Annotated in this window: 14 protein-coding genes and 2 pseudogenes; 8 read left to right on the forward strand and 8 right to left on the reverse strand. The window is 63.4% G+C overall.

What is annotated here, in order from left to right; translation table 11 throughout:
- Nucleotides 1-387: 387 nt before the first annotated feature.
- Nucleotides 388-786: a response regulator gene (locus AC629_RS11870; RefSeq protein WP_084804962.1), complete on the reverse strand. Its 399-nt coding sequence runs from the start codon at nucleotides 784-786 to the stop codon at nucleotides 388-390.
- Between the two features lie 220 nt (nucleotides 787-1,006).
- Complete coding sequence (locus AC629_RS46705) at nucleotides 1,007-1,192, reverse strand: hypothetical protein (protein ID WP_168195453.1); 186 nt, start codon at nucleotides 1,190-1,192, stop codon at nucleotides 1,007-1,009.
- Between the two features lie 79 nt (nucleotides 1,193-1,271).
- On the opposite strand from AC629_RS46705, the gene AC629_RS11880 reads away from it, so the two are divergent.
- The 3 genes from AC629_RS11880 to AC629_RS11890 all read left to right on the forward strand — a co-directional run bounded on the left by AC629_RS11880 (nucleotide 1,272) and on the right by AC629_RS11890 (nucleotide 4,548).
- On the forward strand, nucleotides 1,272-1,556 hold the full coding sequence (locus AC629_RS11880) for a hypothetical protein (protein ID WP_084804950.1): 285 nt from the start codon (nucleotides 1,272-1,274) through the stop codon (nucleotides 1,554-1,556).
- Nucleotides 1,557-2,102: 546 nt separating this feature from the next.
- Nucleotides 2,103-2,477 carry a YybH family protein gene (locus AC629_RS46710; protein WP_084804951.1) on the forward strand — a complete coding sequence of 125 codons (375 nt, stop codon included), beginning with the start codon at nucleotides 2,103-2,105 and terminating at the stop codon, nucleotides 2,475-2,477.
- A 910-nt stretch (nucleotides 2,478-3,387) separates the two neighbouring features.
- Complete coding sequence (locus AC629_RS11890; protein ID WP_084804952.1) at nucleotides 3,388-4,548, forward strand: MFS transporter; 1,161 nt, start codon at nucleotides 3,388-3,390, stop codon at nucleotides 4,546-4,548.
- A gap of 6 nt (nucleotides 4,549-4,554) precedes the next feature.
- On the opposite strand, the gene AC629_RS11895 is transcribed toward AC629_RS11890, so the two are convergent.
- Nucleotides 4,555-5,544: a Bug family tripartite tricarboxylate transporter substrate binding protein gene (locus tag AC629_RS11895; RefSeq protein ID WP_084804963.1), complete on the reverse strand. Its 990-nt coding sequence runs from the start codon at nucleotides 5,542-5,544 to the stop codon at nucleotides 4,555-4,557.
- A gap of 294 nt (nucleotides 5,545-5,838) precedes the next feature.
- Between AC629_RS11895 and AC629_RS11900 the strand changes: the two genes are divergently transcribed.
- The gene (locus AC629_RS11900) at nucleotides 5,839-8,679 is read left to right on the forward strand and encodes an ATP-binding protein (protein WP_084804953.1); all 2,841 of its coding nucleotides are present in this window, start codon (nucleotides 5,839-5,841) and stop codon (nucleotides 8,677-8,679) included.
- Nucleotides 8,680-8,709: 30 nt separating this feature from the next.
- Here AC629_RS11900 and msrA read toward each other — a convergent pair whose 3' ends face one another.
- The 4 genes from msrA to AC629_RS11920 all read right to left on the reverse strand — a co-directional run bounded on the left by msrA (nucleotide 8,710) and on the right by AC629_RS11920 (nucleotide 11,562).
- Nucleotides 8,710-9,225 carry a peptide-methionine (S)-S-oxide reductase MsrA gene (msrA, locus tag AC629_RS11905; RefSeq protein WP_084804954.1) on the reverse strand — a complete coding sequence of 172 codons (516 nt, stop codon included), beginning with the start codon at nucleotides 9,223-9,225 and terminating at the stop codon, nucleotides 8,710-8,712.
- A 182-nt stretch (nucleotides 9,226-9,407) separates the two neighbouring features.
- A complete protein-coding gene (locus AC629_RS11910) occupies nucleotides 9,408-9,830 on the reverse strand; it encodes an OsmC family protein (RefSeq protein ID WP_084804955.1) in 423 nt (140 codons plus the stop codon).
- Between the two features lie 245 nt (nucleotides 9,831-10,075).
- A complete protein-coding gene (locus tag AC629_RS11915) occupies nucleotides 10,076-10,765 on the reverse strand; it encodes a VOC family protein (protein WP_084804956.1) in 690 nt (229 codons plus the stop codon).
- A 128-nt stretch (nucleotides 10,766-10,893) separates the two neighbouring features.
- A complete protein-coding gene (locus tag AC629_RS11920) occupies nucleotides 10,894-11,562 on the reverse strand; it encodes a sensor histidine kinase (protein WP_084804957.1) in 669 nt (222 codons plus the stop codon).
- Nucleotides 11,563-11,885: 323 nt separating this feature from the next.
- Here AC629_RS11920 and AC629_RS11925 point away from each other — a divergent pair.
- The 4 genes and pseudogenes from AC629_RS11925 to AC629_RS11940 all read left to right on the forward strand — a co-directional run bounded on the left by AC629_RS11925 (nucleotide 11,886) and on the right by AC629_RS11940 (nucleotide 18,031).
- Nucleotides 11,886-14,730: pseudogene (locus AC629_RS11925) on the forward strand (ATP-binding protein).
- Between the two features lie 119 nt (nucleotides 14,731-14,849).
- Nucleotides 14,850-15,557 carry a hypothetical protein gene (locus AC629_RS11930; RefSeq protein WP_084804958.1) on the forward strand — a complete coding sequence of 236 codons (708 nt, stop codon included), beginning with the start codon at nucleotides 14,850-14,852 and terminating at the stop codon, nucleotides 15,555-15,557.
- A gap of 120 nt (nucleotides 15,558-15,677) precedes the next feature.
- The gene (locus AC629_RS11935) at nucleotides 15,678-16,721 is read left to right on the forward strand and encodes an alpha/beta fold hydrolase (protein WP_084804959.1); all 1,044 of its coding nucleotides are present in this window, start codon (nucleotides 15,678-15,680) and stop codon (nucleotides 16,719-16,721) included.
- 329 nt (nucleotides 16,722-17,050) lie between these two features.
- Nucleotides 17,051-18,031, forward strand: coding sequence for a helix-turn-helix domain-containing protein (locus AC629_RS11940; protein ID WP_084804964.1), 981 nt, complete (start codon nucleotides 17,051-17,053; stop codon nucleotides 18,029-18,031).
- 309 nt (nucleotides 18,032-18,340) lie between these two features.
- Here AC629_RS11940 and AC629_RS11945 read toward each other — a convergent pair.
- Nucleotides 18,341-18,840, reverse strand: a pseudogene (locus AC629_RS11945) (Dps family protein).
- Nucleotides 18,841-19,621 lie beyond the last annotated feature (781 nt).

Consider the following 19,621-nt stretch of genomic DNA (forward strand, 5'->3'; position numbering starts at 1 on the left):
CCTCTTGTTTAGCCAGAATGAAAAGACCCCGAGAATATCTCAAGCGCGCTAAACGGTGCAGAGAGCTAAAAGACCAAGCACGAGACTACGCGTCTCGGAACCAGCTTGCGACCCTTGAAAATAGTTACCTTACGTTGGCCGAAAGCTCCCAAGTGCTTCGTCGCTCGGTAAGGCTGCAAAAGGAATTGGCAAGGCGTCACCGCAGGTTGTCGGGGCATGGCGGACATTGAGTAGGACCACCGGGTACCCCGCAACTGCAACCAATGATTTTCTCGCAGCAGATATTCTGAATAGGTGCGGTCCCGCGTACCCCGCTTTTCCTACGCGCCCCGAAGGACCCGGAGCCAAGGAGCGGCCGCGAATGCTCCGAGCCATTGGCCGTGCGCCTCACACCGCGAGCAGAGGATGAAGCTGTGAACGACACAACTCGGCAACGTCAGCCGTGACTTCCTCAAGATCGTAAGGCTTCTCCCATCGCCGCACATGCTGGAAGCGGTCGGGGATGTTCTCGGCAGCGTAGCCAGTCGTGAAAATGAACGGCTTTCCGATACGCATGAGTTCGTCCGCGACCGGATAGGACGAGCATCCGCGTAGATTGATATCGACCACGGCGACATCGAAATCATCGTGCTCGACAGACATCGCGTCGGCGAGTTCAGTGACCGGCCCGATCACATGAGCGCCGCGCGCCCGCAGAGCGTTCGCCAAGTCGTCTCCGATAAGGTACTCATCCTCGACGATTAGAACTCGGCAGTCCTTCAAAAAAGGCTCGTTTTGGTGGGCCATCTGTTCCACCTCGCGTCGCTCTGCCTTGTTGGGACAAACGCCGATCCACGAAAGCGTTCCTGAACTCGGTTCCTTGTTCCTAGCTAACTTCCTGCGGAAGCGGTACAATTGTGCATCACCGGCTGAGGCTTTGCCCGTAGGCGTCGGTGGCTGAGAGACCGATTGCGCTCCCGCCTATGGCGAGGGGGGCAAGATGGATCGGTCCCGCCAACTTCAACATCTAGAACAAGCTGAGCGCCACCTGTTGCTTGGCGAGCAGAACGTTAGCGACCAAGAACAGCGTATCGAAGACCTTGAACATCATGGGCATGACACAACTTTGGCCCGCGCTCTCTTGGAAACATTCCTCTGCACGCAAACGCAATTCGTTGCGCACCGCGATCAAATCCTTCGAGAACCAGACCACGCTTGAGTCGGCGTTTCGCTTGCTCGGTGTCCAAGGGTAACTTTTTCTGCAGCCTTCGTTGCGTTGGAAGGGTATCACCATGAGGAAGGTGTTATTATTGGCTCTCGGTGTCGTCGTGACTTTGGTCGTTTCAGCAGCCTCGTCCGCTTATGCTGGTCCGCGCTATGATTACGGCCCCGGCGGCAATCCGTATCCGCGCACTTATCCCGGCCCCGGCGGCTATCCGTACTGGTCGGGCTATGTCGATGCCCCGGTTGGAGAGCCGATCCCGCCCTGCCACTGGATAACCCAGCGCTTCTGGGGCGGGTATGGCTGGCGCGCGCGCCGCGTGCGCATCTGCGGTGGTACCACGGGCGGGTTTTGACATCGTCGGAAGTGTTGTCAAAGTTCGCGCCTTTCCTCCTCGATCCGTTGCCGCAACAGCTCAGCGCGCCCTTAAGCTCGAACTCCATTCCGCCCCTCCCGAAGTCAGCGCCGCCAGCGTAGACTTGTTCGCCGCTGGGGCACGGGTTGTTTCCCGGTATGCACAGTCCCGGTAGGACGGAGCGGCAAGACGGGCAGGCGTCAGCGTCGGGCCGCAGGAAGGCCGTACAGCGCGGCGGGAGCGCGGGGCTACAGGGAGCACCGGACGACCGGGCCGCAGCGGCGGCGGCAGGCCGCAGCGCTCGGACCCCAAAGCGGATGAAGCTTGCGGAGAGTTAATCTGCCTTACCAGAAAGATATTTGCAGCGGCGCGCGTTCTGCGGTTGACCGTGGTGTTTCCTCGGAAGCGTGGCCTCCTCGCCGATCGAAGAGGTCTTTAGTTGAGGAAACACTCGGCTCGGAGCCCCCCAGTTCCTCTGGGCCGTTTTCCTTATCCGGATGCGTCTACGTCGCGATCGAGAGCGGCGACAGTTTTGTATGGAACCTCATGTCGATTTCACGGGACGAATTCGATCCTCTTGCCGCCATCGTGGACTGGCTCGATGCCTGCCGACGGGGAGACCTAAACGCTCTGCTCGATCTATATGACGAGCGCGCGGTCATGGAATGCGGCTGCGAGGGTGTGACCTTGACGGGGCGAAATTCGATCGCGGCCTATTGGGCACCGAAGCTCGAAAGCAAGCGCGTGACTGCCTTTAACCTTGACGCTGTGGTCCTGACCGGCCACGGGGTTCAGATCGATTACCAGAGCTATGAAGGCAAGCCGGTCCGCTTTTACTTTCGCTTCGGTAGCTCCAACGAGATCATCTACACGAGTTGCGGCCCATTGAACGGTCGCGCTGCTAAAATCTCACCCAACTAAAGAAGCTCGACCGGACCGGCCTTTGAAGGCCGGTGAAACGGGCTGTTTGGCTGGCCCGGTCTGACATCACGGCCCGGGCCTTACAGGGTCGCCGGACCGGCTACAGCGGTAGCGGCGAGGGCCGCAGGAAGGCCGCACAAGCGGCGGGCTAGAGGGACAGCGGACCGGCCAGCAGCGGCGCATACTGTGACATAGGGCCTAATAGGGCCCGGCGGGTTTCCGCCCGGCCATCCATTTCCCGCCAAAGATCGAAAAATGCCTTTATTTTCAAGGACTTTCGACGTTTGCAACGGGGCGAAAAGAGCGCTTGCGGAAAGGACCACACGGTTTTGCCGTACGCGCGTTCACTTGTTCGCCGCATTATTTCCCGGCCTTGTCGACGTTGCCGGGAAGATGCTGGCGAGACGAACTGTCAGCGCCGCTCATCCGCACACGGTTCGGGCTCGGAGGGATTACCCGCCCTGCCCGCACCATCTCGTGCCGACGCTGCCGCGTCCACCGCTCGCGAAACGTGACGACACAAGACCGCCCCTCAAGGTCAAGCCGGGATGGGCGACAGATACGACAAATCCGAATTTCGGTAGGGTGGAATATTTTCACCCGCGCGGCTTGACACCGACGCTTGTCGAAAAGTTCCCGGCGTTTTGCCCGACGGGCAGCCCTCCAGCGCCGAGATACCAGGCAAACATCTGTTTACATCCAGCAACATTCCGCCTGCCTAAGCGCCACGATCACCGTGGGACGGCGCATGACGGATCGCTGCCGCTGCTCGACAACAAGCCAAAAGGCCTGCGCGTCCGCTTGCAGCTTTCGAGCGCTACCTGCGACAATTCGGGCACGCCTCGGACATAAAGGCGCGGCATTCCTCGGGCTTGTCGTCCGCCCCGCCTCTGCTTCCCCCGGAGTTCTCATGCTTTCTGCCGACCGGCCGGCGACACGCCTTGCGACGCGGTTAGCCTTCCTCGTCGCGGGCTTCGGCATCGCGTGCTGGGCGCCGCTGGTGCCGTTCGCGAAGGCGCGGCTCGCTGTCGACGACGGCGTGCTTGGACTGCTCCTGCTCAGCCTCGGCATCGGCTCGGTCGTCGCGATGCTTCTGACCGGTGTCATGAGCGCTCGCTACGGCAGCAAGCCGATCATCATCGCCGGCGGGCTTGGTCTTGCGCTGGTCCTGCCTTTGCTGGCGATCGCGAGTTCGCCCGGGACGCTGGCGCTGGCGCTCTTCGCCTTCGGCGCCGCGCTCGGCTCCATCGACGTCGCCATGAACATCCATGCGGTCGAGGTGGAGCGCGCCGCAGGACGTCCGCTGATGTCTGGCTTCCACGCGCTGTTCAGCATCGGCGGCTTTGCCGGATCCGCGCTGATGACCGCGCTGCTCTCGCTGCAATTCGGCGCGCTCGCCTGTACGCTGATCTGCTCGGTCCTGATGCTGATCGCGATGCTGGTGACCTGGCCGCGCCTGCTCCGTTCGGCGCAGGTGCAGGAGGGACCGCTCTTCGTGCTGCCGCATGGCTCCGTTCTCCTGCTGGCGCTGCTTGGCGCCATCACCTTCCTCGTCGAAGGCGCAATGCTGGATTGGGGCGCATTGCTCGTCATCGGCGCGGGCCTCGTCTCCGAGGCGCAAGGCGGGACCGGCTATATCGTGTTCTCGATCGCGATGACCGCCGGGCGGCTCGGCGGCGACGCTGTCGTTGCACGCATCGGGGATCGCACGACATTGTTCTGGGGCAGCCTGCTTGCAATCGCAGGCTTCGTGGTCCTGCTCACCGCTCCCGTTGCAGCGATCGCCATGGTCGGATTCCTGCTCATCGGCCTCGGCGCATCGAACCTCGTGCCGGTGCTGTTCCGCGGGGCGGCCAGGCAGACCGCGATGCCCACGGGGCTCGCGGTCGCGGCGATCACGACCGCCGGCTACGCCGGCATCCTCATCGGTCCCGCCGGTGTCGGCTTCGTCGCCCGTATTGGCGGATTGCCAACGGCGTTCTGGCTCCTTGCCGCACTGATGGGCCTCGTCACGCTTTTCGCGCGCAGCGTCACGGCAGAGCAGCGCCAGACATCGCGCGTCGAGGCCTGAGCGGCCTCACAAATTGCTCAGCCCGATCGATTTGATCACAGGCGCCAGGCTTGCCGATGTCGCCTCGACAATGCGCTGGAATTTCTCCGGGCTTGAATCACTGTCCGGCTCCATGCCCTGCGAGCGGTAGCTTGCCTGAAGCGCTTCATCGGCCATGGCCAGCCGCGTCGCCTGCGCGATCCGATCGATGATCGCATCATCGGTATGCCCAGGTGCGAACAGACCGAACCAGCCCTCATATTTGAGGTCCGGCATGCCGGACTCGACGGCCGTCGGGATGTCCGGGGCGCCGCTCAGCCGTCGTTCGGTGGTGACCGCCAGCAGCCTGATCTTCCTGGCCTGACTCAGCTGCTGCAGTTGAGCGGACATGACGGCAATGACGAGCGGTATCTGGCCGCTGACGAGGTCGTTGCTCGCCTGCGCGATGCCCCGGTACGGCACGTGGACGATATCCAGCGCGCCGGCCTGTTGCTTGAAGGATTCGCCGACCAGATGATTTCCGGTGGCGATGCCCGGCGTCCCATAGGACAGCTTTCCCGGATTGGCCTTCGCGAAGGCGATCAGCTCGCGCAGGTTTGCGGCAGGCACCGACGGATGAATGGCGAAAACCAGCGCGCTGTTGATCAGGCGGTAGATGGCGCGGAAATCGCCAACGGAATAGCCGGGATTTGACGAGGTCAACGGAATGATGACCTGCGTGCTGCCGTTTCCGAGCAGCAGCGAATAGCCGTCGGGCTCCTCGCGCGCGACCGCCGCAGTCCCGATCGCGCCACCAGCACCGCCGATATGCTCGACGAAAGTCGGCCCGAGCAGCGACGACATCCTGTCGACCCAGGGGCGGCCAATCTGGTCGCCCGCCCCGCCGGCACCGTACGGAATCACCAGTCGAATGGGACGAGACGGATAATCGGCAGATTGTCCGCTGCGCGGAATTGCTGCCAGCGCCGCTGTGCCTGATAACGCATGGACGAACTGTCGCCGCGAGAAGGAAGGCATGTTCGAATTCCGGAAGTCGGTAGTCATCGAGGCGGGACCGGCTCCCGAACCATGCAATCGCAGTAATCCACCACTGCCGTCAATGGTCCATCCGGGCGAGCCGCCGGCGACATTGCCCCGTCATGCCGACCTAACTCATTATTTTTCAATCATAATTTCGGTGGATCGACCGACCCAAGCCGCCTGCGCAGGGCTGTCAGCCATGCCCAATGCTTTCGGCCAGTTTACTGGACGCCTCGTTCTGATAGACCAGAACGAAATACCTTTTGACTCCCGTCGCGGGGGCAATGGCGCGTGCCTGATCGTAGCGAAGACTCGGCCATTTCATTTGGGCCATTTCGGCTGTTTCCGAAGTCCCGGCTCTTGGAGAAAGAGGGCTCGCCGCTTCATGTCGGCGGCCGCGCGCTCGATATTCTCATCTTCCTTGCCGAACGCCCTGGTGAAGTCGTCGACAAGAGAGAGCTGGTCAAGCGCATCTGGGCCGACGTCAATGTCGACGAGGGCAGCCTGCGCTTCCACGTCGCGGCGCTGCGCAAGGCGCTGGGCGATACCGGCAAGTCGGCCCGCTACGTCGTCAATGTGCCCGGCCGCGGCTATTGCTTTGTCGCCTCGTTCGCGCAGGCGGCCGCGCCGGCCGCGCAACCCACCGTTGACATCCTGCCTCCTCGCTCCCTCCCCGCGCCGCTCTCGAAGATGATCGGACGGGAGGAGATTGTCGAAAAGATATCGAACGGACTTCTGCTCCATCGCTTCATGACCGTGGTCGGCCCGGGCGGTATCGGCAAGACTGCCGTCGCCGTGACCGTGGGACATCGCCGCTCCCAGGATTTCGGCGGTCGCGTTTTCTTTGTCGACTTCGGTCCGCTGAGGGACGCAAGCCATATCGCAACCACCATCGCCTCCGCGCTCGGATTGACCATCAGCTCGGAGGATCCGACGCCGGGCCTGCTGACGTTCCTGAGGACAGGCCAGACGCTCCTGATCTTCGACAGTTGCGAGCATGTGCTGGATACGTTGGCGCCGCTCGTCGAGCGCCTCGTTCGCGAAGTGCCGCAGCTTCGCGTCCTTGCAACCAGCCGCGAGTCGTTCCGGAGCGAAGGCGAGCGCATCTTCCGGCTCTTCCCACTGGATTGTCCGCCCGAGCGCGAGGGCCTTGATGTCGCCGAGGTCCTCGCCTACCCCGCGGCTCAGCTCTTCGTCGAGCGCATTGCGCAGAGCTCGGGTCCGTTCCAGCTCAGTGCGGAAGAGGCTCCGCTCGTCGCCAGCATTTGCCGGCGTCTCGACGGCATTGCGCTTGCCATCGAGCTGGCGGCGGGTCGTGTCAACGCGTACGGCATTGCCGGCACGGCATCGCTGCTCGACAGCCGCTTTTCGCTGCAATGGCGCGGACGGCGCACCGCTGTGCCGCGGCACCAGACGCTCGCTGCGGCGCTCGACTGGAGCTACGACCTCCTGCCGCCAGCGGAGAGCGCCACTCTGCGTCGGCTGTCGGTCTTCGCCGGCCCCTTCGCGCCGGGGGCGGCCGCCGCGGTCGCAGCCGGCGACGGTCTCAGCACATCGGAAACGCTCGAAGCGATCGACAGCCTGGTCACCAAATCGCTGATCTCGCCGTCCGGTTCGCGGACGCTGCGCTATCGCCTGCTCGACACCACGCGCACCTACGCACATGCAAAGCTCAACGAGCTCGGCGAAACCAAGCAGTTCGCCCGGCGTCATGCGGAGCATTTTCGCGAATTCTTCGAGCGCGCGGAGGCCGACACATCGACGCCGCTACCGGAATGGCTGAGCATCTACGGCGCGGAGCTGGACAATGCGCGTGCGGCCCTGGACTGGGCCTTTGCGCCCGACGGTGACGCTGTGCTGGGGATCGCGCTGACGGCGGCCGCGGTCACACTGTGGGTCCGCCTTTCCCTGTTCGCCGAATGCCGCGAGCGCGTTAAAACGGCCCTCGCTGCGCTCGGCGACACCGACGGCGATGACCGCATCCGCATGCAGCTCCTGTCGGCACTCGGCTGGTCGCTGATGTATGGCGAGGGCCGCGCGCGCGAGGCGCGCCCGATCCTTGAGACGACCCTGAAACTGGCTGACAGGCTCGACGACAAGGATTTCCGCCTGCGCGCGCTCTGGGGCTTGTGCATCGACCAGTTCAACAACGGACAGTTCGGCAAGGCCCGCGCGCTCGCCGATCGTTTTGCGAACGCCGCAGCGAACTCGTCCGACACGACCGATCTCATGCTGGGCGACCGGCTGATGGCCGTCGCGCTGCACTATCTCGGGGACCAGAACGATGCCCGACTGCGCATCGACCGGGTGAACGCATCGCTGCATGAGCTCGCGGAGAAGCCGAAGATCTTCCCGCTCGATCTCAGGATATCGACGCAATATTTCCGGGCCCGCATCCTGTGGCTGCAGGGCCTGGCCGATAAGGCCCAGGAGCTTGCCGCAAGAAATATCGAGGAAGGCCGAGCCAACGGCCACGCGCTGACCTTCTGCAGCGTGCTGGGACAAGCCGCCTGCCCTATCACTTTCTGGGCCGGCGATTTCGAAGCTGCGGAGCGCCACGGCACCGAGCTGCTCGAACACACCGAGCGCCATGCAATCCGGCTGTGGGGCCTGTGGGCGCGAGCCTTCAACGCAGCGGTCATCGCAAGGCGCGGCGACGTCACGACCGGCCTGCCGCTGCTGCGCGAAGAGCTCAATCGCGCCGGCGATGCGCGCTTCCTGCCGCGCTTTCTTCCTCTGCTCGGCGAGCTCGCCGCTTGTTTCCTGGAGGCCGATCAGGTCGATCGTGGCCTCGACGTGATCGAGGACGTCCTGACCCGCTGCAACGACCGGCAGGAGCTCTGGTATCTGCCGGAGCTGATCCGCATCAAGGGAGAATTGATGCTGAGAAGCGCACGGCATTCAGGGGACGCCGAGGCGCGCTTCCGCGAGGCCATGGACATCGCCGTCAAGCAGGGCGCGCGCTTCTGGGAGCTGCGCTGCGCGACCAGCCTCACGCGGTTCATGATCGGGGCTGGCCAGAGCGCGGACGCTCTGGCGGTCCTGGAGAATGTCTCCAAGTCGTTCACGGAAGGCGCCGAGTTTGCCGACATGCGGATCGCGCGCGACCTGATTGCGCAGTTGCGCGCCTGACGACGCGCGCTGACTGCGCGACGACGTGGTCTATCCTCCCGCAGCAGCCGCGCGGCGCGGCAGCTTCCAGTCGGGACGGATGAAGTGGCAGGTGTAACCGTCGGGATAACGCTCGAGATAATCCTGATGCTCCGGCTCGGCTTCCCAGAACTCGCCAGCGGGTGCGACCTCTGTCACCACCTTGCCGGGCCACAGGCCCGACGCCTCGACGTCGGCGATGGTGTCTTCGGCAGTCCGCTTCTGCTGATCGCTGGTATAGAAGATCGCCGAGCGGTAGCTCGTGCCCAAATCATTGCCCTGGCGGTTGAGCGTGGTGGGATCGTGGATCTGGAAGAAGAACTCCAGCATGGTCCGGAAGCTGGTCTTGGCAGGATTGAAGATGATCTCGATGGCTTCGGCGTGTCCTTCGTGGTTGCGGTAGGTCGCGTTCTTCACCGCACCGCCGGTGTAGCCGACACGAGTGGATATCACACCCGGCTGCTTGCGGATGAGGTCTTGCATGCCCCAGAAACAGCCTCCAGCCAAAACTGCGCGTTCCATCGTCATCTGTCCGCTCCCAATTGGTCGCTCTATCCGTTCTGCGTCTGTCGCATCATATGCTTTCGGCTGCCCGGCCGAAAGCTAGGCAGCTCGTGTATGTCCACCCGGTTCCTCTCGTGAGGCTCAAAGCTGCGGTAACTTAAGTTTCCCAACCAGAACCGGATGGACATAGATTGAAAGCTTGACCTCTAAGTCAATTTGGCGTCGAGCGTGATGGCGGCGTTGAGAACCTTCGACACCGGACAATTCTTCTCGGCCTCGCCGGCGATGCGGGCAAAGCCGGCGTCGTCGAGCTTCGGCACCTTGGCGCGAAGGGTGAGCGCGGACTTGCTGATTTTGAAGCCCTTGCCTTCGGGCTCGAACGTGACAGCGGCTTCGGTCGAGAGCTCGTCAGGCGTGAAGCCGGCGAGCTGCAGGCCGAAGGCCAGCGCCATGGTAAAGCATCCGGCATGGGCCGCCGCGATCAATTCCTCGGGATTGGTCCCCTTCTCGTTCTCGAAACGGGTCTTGAACGAATAGGGCGTCTGGGCGAGCACGCCGGATTCGCTCGATAGATGGCCGGTACCATCGCGGCCCGTCCCCTTCCAAACTGCTGTTGCCTTGCGGATCATCTCAATTCTCCTGGTTTGTTTTTGACACCGGCGCTCCATACCGGTGGAAGGCGACATCGGCATTACCGTCTGCCTCCACTCCAACCGGTCGGGCGCCGCAGCGGTTCCGTCGGCAGCCGATCTGTCCGAGGTGGAAGCCCAGCCGGTTGTTGACGATCCGCGCGATAAGAGAACGAAACGGCGCGCGACGATTTGAGTCATCGCGCGCCGTGTCGACCAATCTAAGAAGATGCGAATGCTGCACCTCAGGACGGCAGCGGCTGACCGGCCTGCTCGCGGACGATGTAGTCGGCGTACCAATTCACCCAATTTTCGTCGTGTCCGCCGGTTCGCTTCTCGTGCTCACCATGCGCCTCCGCGGCGCGGCGCAACGCCGCTGCCAGCTCTGTGCGTGTGGCAAACGTCGTGCCGTCGCCCTCGATGCGTCCGGGCAGTCGCGCGGTGACCTCCTGGAACAACCAGCCATTGCCGTCGGGATCGCTGAACGAGGCGAACGAGCTGTAGCTTCCGCGCTTCGGGTCAACACCCCTAACCCGAATACTGCCGAACAGATACGGCTCGTCGGGCCCAGCGTGAGTGTCGCCGGCACCATGGAACGGTTCGCTCACCTCGATGCCGCGGCCGAGCAGATCCTGTCGAGCCGCCTCCAGGTCGGAGACGATCAGGTACAGGCCGCGCGCCGAACCCGGCGCTGCCGCCGTGACGTTCTTGCCGAAGATCACCGAACAGGCCGAGCCCGGTGGCGTGAACTGGATCACGCGCCATTCATCGCCAGATGCAAAATCGGCGTCCAATCGCCAGCCTAGGCGCGTGTAGAATGCCTTGGCGCGGTCGACATCCGATACAGGGATGACGACGACCTCAAGCTTCAGGTCAACGCTACGCGATTTTGAATGCTTGGCCGCGGTCGCTCGGTCGATTTCGATAGAGGCCATGTCGAACTCCCTGCTTTGAGGCGCGGGTTCGATGCCGAGCCCGCCTTTTTGCCAACCACCTTCGCCCAGACCGGGGAATATTGCTCGTTATGGGATGTTAGGGCTCGTTAGTGATTGCGAGCAAACCTTCAAGCGGCAGTCGGCACCACAATGGTCACCCGCGTGCCGCCCTGCCCCGCCTCGCCATGCAACCGCGCATGGATGCTGCGCGCTAGCCCTTCGAGAATGCGGCTGCCGGTGCCCTGAAGCGGACCGGTGGCACCGATGCCGTTGTCGGCCACCGTACAGAACCAGGCGCCGTCGCGGTTGGCGACGTCGATGCGGATCAGCGCACCGTTCTTGTTCGGGAAGGCATGTTTTGCCGCATTCGTGACTAGCTCGGTCAGCATCAGCGCCAGCCGATGACATTGCGACGCGGGCAGCGTGCCGCTCTCGATTGCAGCTTCGCAGCGGATACCTGCCGGCTCCAGCACCGCCTCGGAGAGCGCTTCGCACAGGCTTTCGAAGAAGGCCTCGACGGAGACGTTGGACATATCCTCGTTGTCGGACAGGAGTTGATAGAGCCTGCCGAAGGCCACGATGCGCCGCTCGAACCGGTCCACCGCGACCGACACATCCTTGGTGCCGGCCCGTGTGAAGTCGCGACGGACTGACGCACCCAGCAGCGTCAGCGTGTTCTTCATCCGATGATGGGACTCCCGCAGCACGAGTTCCCAATCACGCGACTGATCATCAAGACTGGCGACATATTGAGATCGAACGAAACTGTCGTTCGGCCTGGAGCCGATAACGGACATGATAGCCTCCCCGCTGCAAACAGGACCGAAGGCTATAGTGGACGCATCGTGCGTGTTTTGCTCGTTAGACGTTGCAAGATTTTGTTATGATCGGCGGTGCCACGAACTTGCCGGTCAGGCTGTCGGCTCGACGGTCAAGCATGCTGACGGATTGTCCCGATCGCTCCCTAAACCGCTCGCGTTTAAGCAAAATTTGTGATGGATACTCCACCTGCGACCGACGGATTGCCGCGCGATTTCGACACTTTCGGTCAGTTTACTGATGACCTCATTCTGGTAGATCAGAGTGCAGACGGAGCCCCTTTCACTGGAATCATTGGCGCGTGCCGGACACTAACGACCAGGATTCGGTCATTTGCTTCGGGCCATTCCGGCTATTCGCCAAGTCGCGCCTGCTCGAGAAGGACGGCACCCCGCTTCACCTCGGCGGGCGCGCGCTCGACATCCTGATTTTTCTCGCCGAGCGCGCTGGTGAGGTCGTAGACAAGCGAGAGTTGATCAAGCGCGTCTGGGCCAACGTGACTGTGGACGAAGGTAGCCTGCGCTTCCACATCACGACGCTGCGCAAGGCCTTGGGCGATTACGGAGAAGGCTCCCGCTACGTCGTCAACGTGCCCGGGCGTGGTTATTGCTTCGCGGCGCCGCTGCTTCGGGCCGAATCGCCGGAGACACGGGCGGGCCCGCCCGTCTCGGCGCCCCATTCCCTTCCCTCGCCGCTTGCGAAGATGATCGGACGGGACGACGCGGTCGAAAGGATTTGCGCCGAGCTGGCCCAGCACCGCTTCGTCACCATCGTCGGTCCCGGCGGAATCGGCAAGACTGCTGTCGCGCTTGCCGTGGCGCATGGCGAGCTTGCGGCCTTCGATGGCCAGGTGGCCTTCGTCGATTTCGGCGCGCTGACGGATGCCAGGCTTGTCCCCGCCACCATCGCAGCCGCACTCGGACTGACCGTCAATTCCGAGGACCCGATGCCGGGCCTGCTGACGGTCCTGCGCAGCCGGCGGATGCTGCTGGTCTTCGACAGCTGCGAGCACATCATCGACGAGCTTGCGCCCCTTGCCGAGCGGATCGTCCGGGAGGCGGGCGAGCTGCATATTCTCGCCACCAGCCGCGAGTCACTTCGCACCGAGGGCGAGCGCGTCCACCGACTATTTCCGCTGGATTGCCCGCCGCAGCGCAACGGCCTCAGCATCGCCGACATCCTTGCCTATCCCGCAAGTCAGCTCTTCGTGGAACGCATCGCTGAGAGCCTGGGCGAGTTCGAACTCAACGAGGAGGATGCGCCGCTGGTTGCCGAGATCTGCCGGCGGCTGGATGGCATCGCACTCGCGATCGAGCTCGCAGCCGGACGCGTGAACGCCTATGGAATTGCCGGAACCGCCTCGCTGCTCGACAGCCGTTTCTCGCTGCTGTGGCGCGGGCGGCGCACCGCGATCCCGCGGCACCAGACCCTGAGCGCGGCGCTCGCCTGGAGCTACGACCTGCTGCCGTCGGCCGAAAGTGCGACGCTGCGCGCGCTATCAGTATTCGTCGGGCCATTCACGCTGGAGGCCGCGCTTGCCGTCGCGTCCTCCCAGGGCATCGGTGAGCCCGAAGCGGTCGAGGCGATCTCGAACCTGCTCTCCAAATCCCTGATCGCGACCTCGCCGGCGGAGCGGCGGCTGCGCTATCGGCTGCTCGACACCACCCGCGCCTTCGTAGGCGACAAGCTCGTTGAGAACGGAGAAGCGGATCGCGTTGCGCGCGCTCACGCCGAATATTTCCGCGACTTCCTTCGCGACATTGCGATCAAATCCACGGGCATGCAGAGCGCAGGCGGCTTCCTTCCCTATGCCGATCATCTGCCCAATGTCCGGGCCGCGCTGACCTGGAGCTTTTCGGACGGCGGCGACCGAGCGATCGGCGTCGATCTGGCGGCCTCGGCGGCGCAGTTCTTCCTCGAGCTGACACTGCTGACGGAGTGCTACCGCTGGACGCAGCAGGCGCTGGCTTCTCTCGATACGGCTTCGGTCGACAGTCGCCAGGAGATGACACTGCAGGCCGCGCTCGGCGTCTCCGTGATGTTTACTCAGGGGAACACAGAAGCGGTTCGCTCCGCGTTCACGCGAAGCCTCCAGCTTGCCCGGGAGCTGGAGGATTCGCACTGGCAGCTCTGGCTGCTGCGCGGACTGCACATCTACCTGACCAGGGTCGGAGATTTTCACGGCGCGCTCGAAACCGGCGAGCAAGGCGAGAGTGTTGCGCGCAAGCTGAACGATCCGGCCGCCACGCTGAACGTGGAATGGATGCTGGGCGTCGCGCATCACCTGATCGGCAACCAGGACAAGGCCGTGCAGTTCTGCGAGAGCGCGATGGTGCATAATCCCGGCTCGCAGCGGCTGAATATCGGGCATCTCGGTTATGACGACCGCATCGTCGCGCTTGTGGCGCTGGCGCGCGGGCTGTGGCTCACCGGCCGACCCGATCGAGCGATCGAAGCAGCCAGCTACACCGTTCGCGAGGCTGAGCTGCTCGAACACCCGCTCACCCTCGGCATCTCCCTGATCTGGACAATCTACGTGTTCCTCTGGGTCGGCGATTGGGCCAACGCCGAAATCCTGATCGAGCGGCTGATCGATCATTCCGCGCGGCACTTCCTCGGCCCCTATCACGCCGTCGGCATCGGCCAGAAAGGCGAATTGCTGCTTCGCCGCGGCGACGCCGCCGGGGGGGATCGAGCACCTTCGCCGCAGCCAGGCTACGCTGTATGCGACGCGGCACCGGATCATGACCACGGTGTTTGCGACGGCGCTCGCGAAAGGTCTCATGGCCCAGAACGAGCCCGGCGAAGCCTTGCGCACGATCGACGAGGCCATAGTCCAGATCCCCGATCACGGCGAATCCTTCGACATGCCGGAGATGCTCCGGGTCAAGGCGGACATTCTGACCCGTTCGGGCAATGCCGCGGAGGCTGAGCGCTACTTGCGGAAATCGCTCGACCTATCACGCCGGCAATGCGCACTCGGCTGGGAACTGCGGGCGGCGATCAGCCTCGGCCGCATCTGGCGCGAGGCCGGAAAAGCGGGCGAAGCACACGCCTTGCTCGCTCCGCTCGTCGCGCGCTACCAGGAGGGTCTCCAGACTCGCGATCTGGTCGCCGCCAGGGAGTTGCTGGGTGTGCTGAATTAAGAAGCATCTTCAACGGGATACCGGCAAAGTATCCGCTCGCAACTCCTAACAACTTCTAACACGCCAAGCCGCATGCGCCCCGCCATGGTGGTGACACTTCATGGTGGATACGGCTGAACATGGCACTTCTTGACGATGTAATTGATGCCAGCGGCGGAATGGCCCGCTGGAATGGCTTGAGCCGGTTCACGCTACACCTTTCCGTCGGCGGCACGCTGTTCTCCAGCGCCGGACATGCCAGCGAATTCAAGGACGTGACGGCGGAAGGCTCGACCCGCACGCAGTCGGTCCGCTTCACCGGCATCACCGGTGGCGAACACTCCGGCTCGTTTCAGCCGGACGCGATCACGATCGAAAGCCTGGAGGGGGAGGTGCTGCGGACCTGGCACAACCCGAGCCTTGCGTTTCCCGAGGCCAGCTCTCCTCCGCTCGCGGACGAACTGCATCTTGTCTTCTTCTGCGGCGTTGCGATCTGGAATTACCTGACCAACCCATTCCTGCTCGCTCATCCCGATGTCGTCGTGGAGGAGCTTACGCCCTGGCGCGAGGGTACGGAAACCTGGCGGCGCTTGCGGGCCCAGTTCCCGCCGAGCCTGATGACTCTGGCGCCCGAGCAAATCTTCTATTTCGACGAGAACGCCCTGCAACGGCGGACGGATCACGATCTGTTCGGAATGAAGGTCGCGCATTACTCCTGGGCTCATGACAGCTTCGGCGGCGTCGTCGTGCCGACGCTTCGACGTGCGCAGACGCTGCGGCCTGACGGAACCGTGATCGCCAAGCCGGTGCTGATGGACGTCGAGATATTCGACGCCGTCTTCGATTAGCGGCGACGCGCGAGAGCAGAACAACTGATCGCCGCTCTCAACGCCTAACAATACATAACGAGCTAACAGCCTGCCTTGAGCGCAGATTGGAATCGCGAGCAACGACGACAGGAGGCACGCATGTCCGACAACATCAACCTTGATCGCCGCCACTTCTTCGCCGGCGCCGCCATGACGCTTGCCGCGGCCCAGCTTTCGTTGGGCACACCGGCCGCGGCGAAGCCTGCGAAATCCGCTACCGCGATCAAGCCGGGCGCCAATACCTCGTTTGCGCCCCTGAAACGGATCGATGCCGGCCTCCTCAACGTCGGCTATGCCGAAGCGGGTCCACCTGATGGTCCACCTGTGATCCTGCTGCACGGCTGGCCTTACGATATCTACGCTTTCGTCGACGTCGCACCGCTGCTCGCCGCTGCCGGTCATCGGGTCATCGTGCCCTATCTGCGCGGCTACGGCAGCACGCGCCTCCTGTCGGATGCAACGATGCGGAATGGGCAGCCATCGGCGGTCGCCGTCGACATTGTGGCGCTGATGGACGCGCTCAAGATCGACAGGGCCACGATCGCCGGCTTCGACTGGGGCGCGCGGACTGCGAATATCATGGCCGTGCTTTGGCCGGAGCGCGTCAAGGCGATGGTCTCGGTGAGCGGTTATCTGATCGGCAGCCAGCAGGACGGCAAGATGCCGCTGCCGCCGAAGGCCGAGCTGCAGTGGTGGTACCAGTTCTATTTCGCGACCGAGCGCGGCCGCGAGGGCTATGACAAGTACCGGCACGATTTCTCCAAGCTGATCTGGCAGCTCGCTTCGCCCCAGTGGCACTTCGACGACGCCACCTTCGACCGAAGCGCCAAGGCTTTCGACAATCCGGACCATGTGGCGATCGTGATCCACAATTACCGCTGGCGGCTCGGCCTCGCCGAGGGCGAAGCGAAATACGCTGACTACGACGCGCGGCTGGCGCAGGCACCCGTCGTCACCGTGCCCACCATCACCATGGAGGGTGACGCCAACGGGGCACCGCATCCGGAGCCGTCCGCCTACGCCAAGAAGTTCTCGGGGCGCTATTCGCACCGGACCATCAAGGGCGGCATCGGGCACAATCTGCCACAGGAGGCGCCGAAGGCTTTTGCCGACGCAGTCCTCGACGTCATGGCCGAAGCTTGAGCGGTGGTGCCACAAGCACCTCACCGGCACCGATGCGAGGTCCAGCGAAGGCACCGCGCCGGCCTCGCACCGGCGCGTTGATCGCGAGGCGATCTCCTGCACTGTCCACTTACGACACCAATCTGCACAAGCAATTGAAAAAATGAACAAAATCAGGCTTTCCGCGACGGCCTGTCACACCCTGTGCGCCCACACAAAATCTAACACCTCCTAATCATGACTAACGGGCTTCTTGGCCGGCCCACGCCTATCCTCTGACGATGGAAAGCGTTGGGCTTGAGAATTTGCCGGCCGCCGCCAGCGGCCGCGAAGCCAAAGGAGGACGAGCGATGTTGACCGATTTGCAGGCGGCCCGGATTGAGCTTCCCGCCGGCCGGCGGGATCACGAAGCCCCTCAAGCAACGCAGGCGATCGCGCGTGAAGGCGAATGGCGCCAGGTCGCGAGCGGCCCAGAGGCAGCCATTGCGGACATCACGATCTCGCGCTGGGAAGACCCGCGAGAGACCTCGTCGCACGAAGCGACGACGCCGGCGGATCGCTATTTCGTCGGCATTGCCTTGAAGACCACGCGCGCGAAGCTGAGCCGGGACCGTCAGGTCATTTTCGATGGCACCATGCCGGCAGGCACGCTCTATGTCGCCGCGCCGTTGAAGCTTCTCGGCGTGCAATTCCAGTCGCCCTGCGCCTTCCTGCACCTTCATATCTCCGCTGACCATTTCCCGGCGCAATTGCCCGCGGCGGAGGGGCTGGGCGATCTTGTCCTGCTGCGCGATCCGCTCGTTGCCGAACTTGTCAAGGCATTGATCGAACACGGCGATGCCGCCGACCACGAATTTGCGCGATGCATCGGGCAAACCCTCGCGATGCACCTCACCCGGCTCGAGCCGCCGCGCGCGAAGGTCAATGCCTTGCCGAAATGGCGGCTGCGGCGTGTCGAGCAGTATATCGCCGACCATTTCGACCGCTGCATCAGCCTGTCCGAGCTCGCCAATGTTGCCGGCCTGTCGAGAATGCATTTCGCGGCACAATTCCGCGCGGCGACCGGCTATCGGCCTCGCGAATATCTGCTCAATCACCGGGTCGAGCATGCGAAGATGCTGCTCACGACGACCGGGCGGCCCCTCGCCGAGATCGCGCTTGCCGTCGGCTTCAGCACCCAGGCGCATTTTTCGACCGTGTTCAAACGCATCAGCGGCGAGTCTCCGGCACGCTGGCGCCTCGCCAGCAAGGGCGAGCGGCCTGAGGTCGCGCGGCGTCCGCAGCACCGTCCCGCTGCGGACAGGGGCTGGATCGCCAGCGCTGCCGCGTAACTTGTCCTGCGAAATGGAAAGCAACATGAGATCACGGAATACACATCTGATCCGGTCTGTGATGCTTCGAACGTAAGTGCCCTGCCGCTTGCGCCGGCTCGAGCCCTCCTCCTCCCTGGGCTTGCGAGCCTCTCGGGGCCGCTCCTGCGCCCACACTTGCGGCCCCTTTTCTTTCTGTGACCGGGTTAGAGGGTTTGCGAGCGAAGTGGATAGCGGTTCGCGTCAAGAAAACGCGTCAAAACAAGAATCCAGGGCCCCGTTCCGATTCCATCGGAACGGAAATGGATCTAGTCGCGACGACCCGAGGGATTACCCACGCGGGCCAGTGCGCCCGGACTCGTACAGGAACCAAACCCGGCGTTCGGCCTCGTCGATCCAGTTCTCCATCAGGCTCGCGGTTGCGACATCGCCGTATTCGTCGCAGAGCTCGTGAACGCGCCGCATCTCGCGCGTGAGCTGCTGGTTGTCGCTGCGCAATTCCGCCAGCCTGTCCTGCGGTTCGACATACTCCGCGTCGTTGTCGAGGATGCGCTGCTCGCGTGCGATGTGGCCGATCGAGCGCAGCGTCGTACCGCCGATCTTGCGCGCGCGCTCGGCGATGGCGTCGGTCATGGAAAAGATCTGGTCGGCCTGCTCATCCAGTAACAGGTGATAGTCACGAAGTGGCTGCCCGACATGTGCCAGTGGAAATTCTTGGTCTTCAGACAAAGCGCGAAGACGTCGGCTAGGAGCGCACGCAGCGCGGCGGGAATGTCCCGGTTTGCGTTGGCGCCAAGATCGGTCGGGCCTTGGGGGTCTGCCTTGGTCATGTTCGTTGGTCCGGCCTGAGGTTACGAAGCCTTAGCAGCGTGGCGCGGGCGGATTCTTTCGTCTAGTACCGGACGATTTCAAATTCGCACGGAGCGATCTCCGCGTCTTTCGTGTCCCGGACGCGCTGCAACGCCCCTTAGCGTTGCTGCGCAGAGCCGGGACCCAGACGGTGACACGGTACAGCGCACCGACATGGGCCCCGGCTCTGCAGCGCACTGCCGAAGAGGCGCTGCGCTGCGTCCGGGGCACGAGCGCGAGTTTGTCGCACGCTGTCACCGCATCGTCATTGCGAGCGCAGCGAAGCAATCCAGACTGTCGCCGCGGAAAGATTCTGGATTGCTTCGCGGAGCCTGTCATCGGGCCGCGCTTCGCGCGGACCCGTTGGCTCGCAATGAGAGTATGAGGCAGCATCGCGATCCTCCAATGCGCAGCACTCGTAGGAAGGGTAGAGCGAAGCGAAACCCATCAACGCGTCCCTCCACGCGGATGCATGATGGGTTTCGCTTCGCTCTACCCATCCTACGGCCTCGCAGACATACCTTCCCGTTCTCGCGGCGCCTTTCGCCCGAGTTTGCTTCGTCGCTCCACCCTCTGAACCAAGAGCAACTGTGCCGGAAGTAGACCGCTGACCGGCCGGGCTCAAGGCTGGCGCTGGCGCGCCCCCGCCTTCGGCGGCTGACGGCCTTGACCCCCATCCGCTCACCGGTCTGTTGGCTTTGCAAGCGCTCGGTCTCCGACCGCGCGCGGTGAAGTGCGCTCGGTCAGTTCACCGCATAGCGG

This window comes from Bradyrhizobium sp. NAS80.1, from assembly GCF_001908205.1.
Lineage (GTDB): Bacteria > Pseudomonadota > Alphaproteobacteria > Rhizobiales > Xanthobacteraceae > Bradyrhizobium.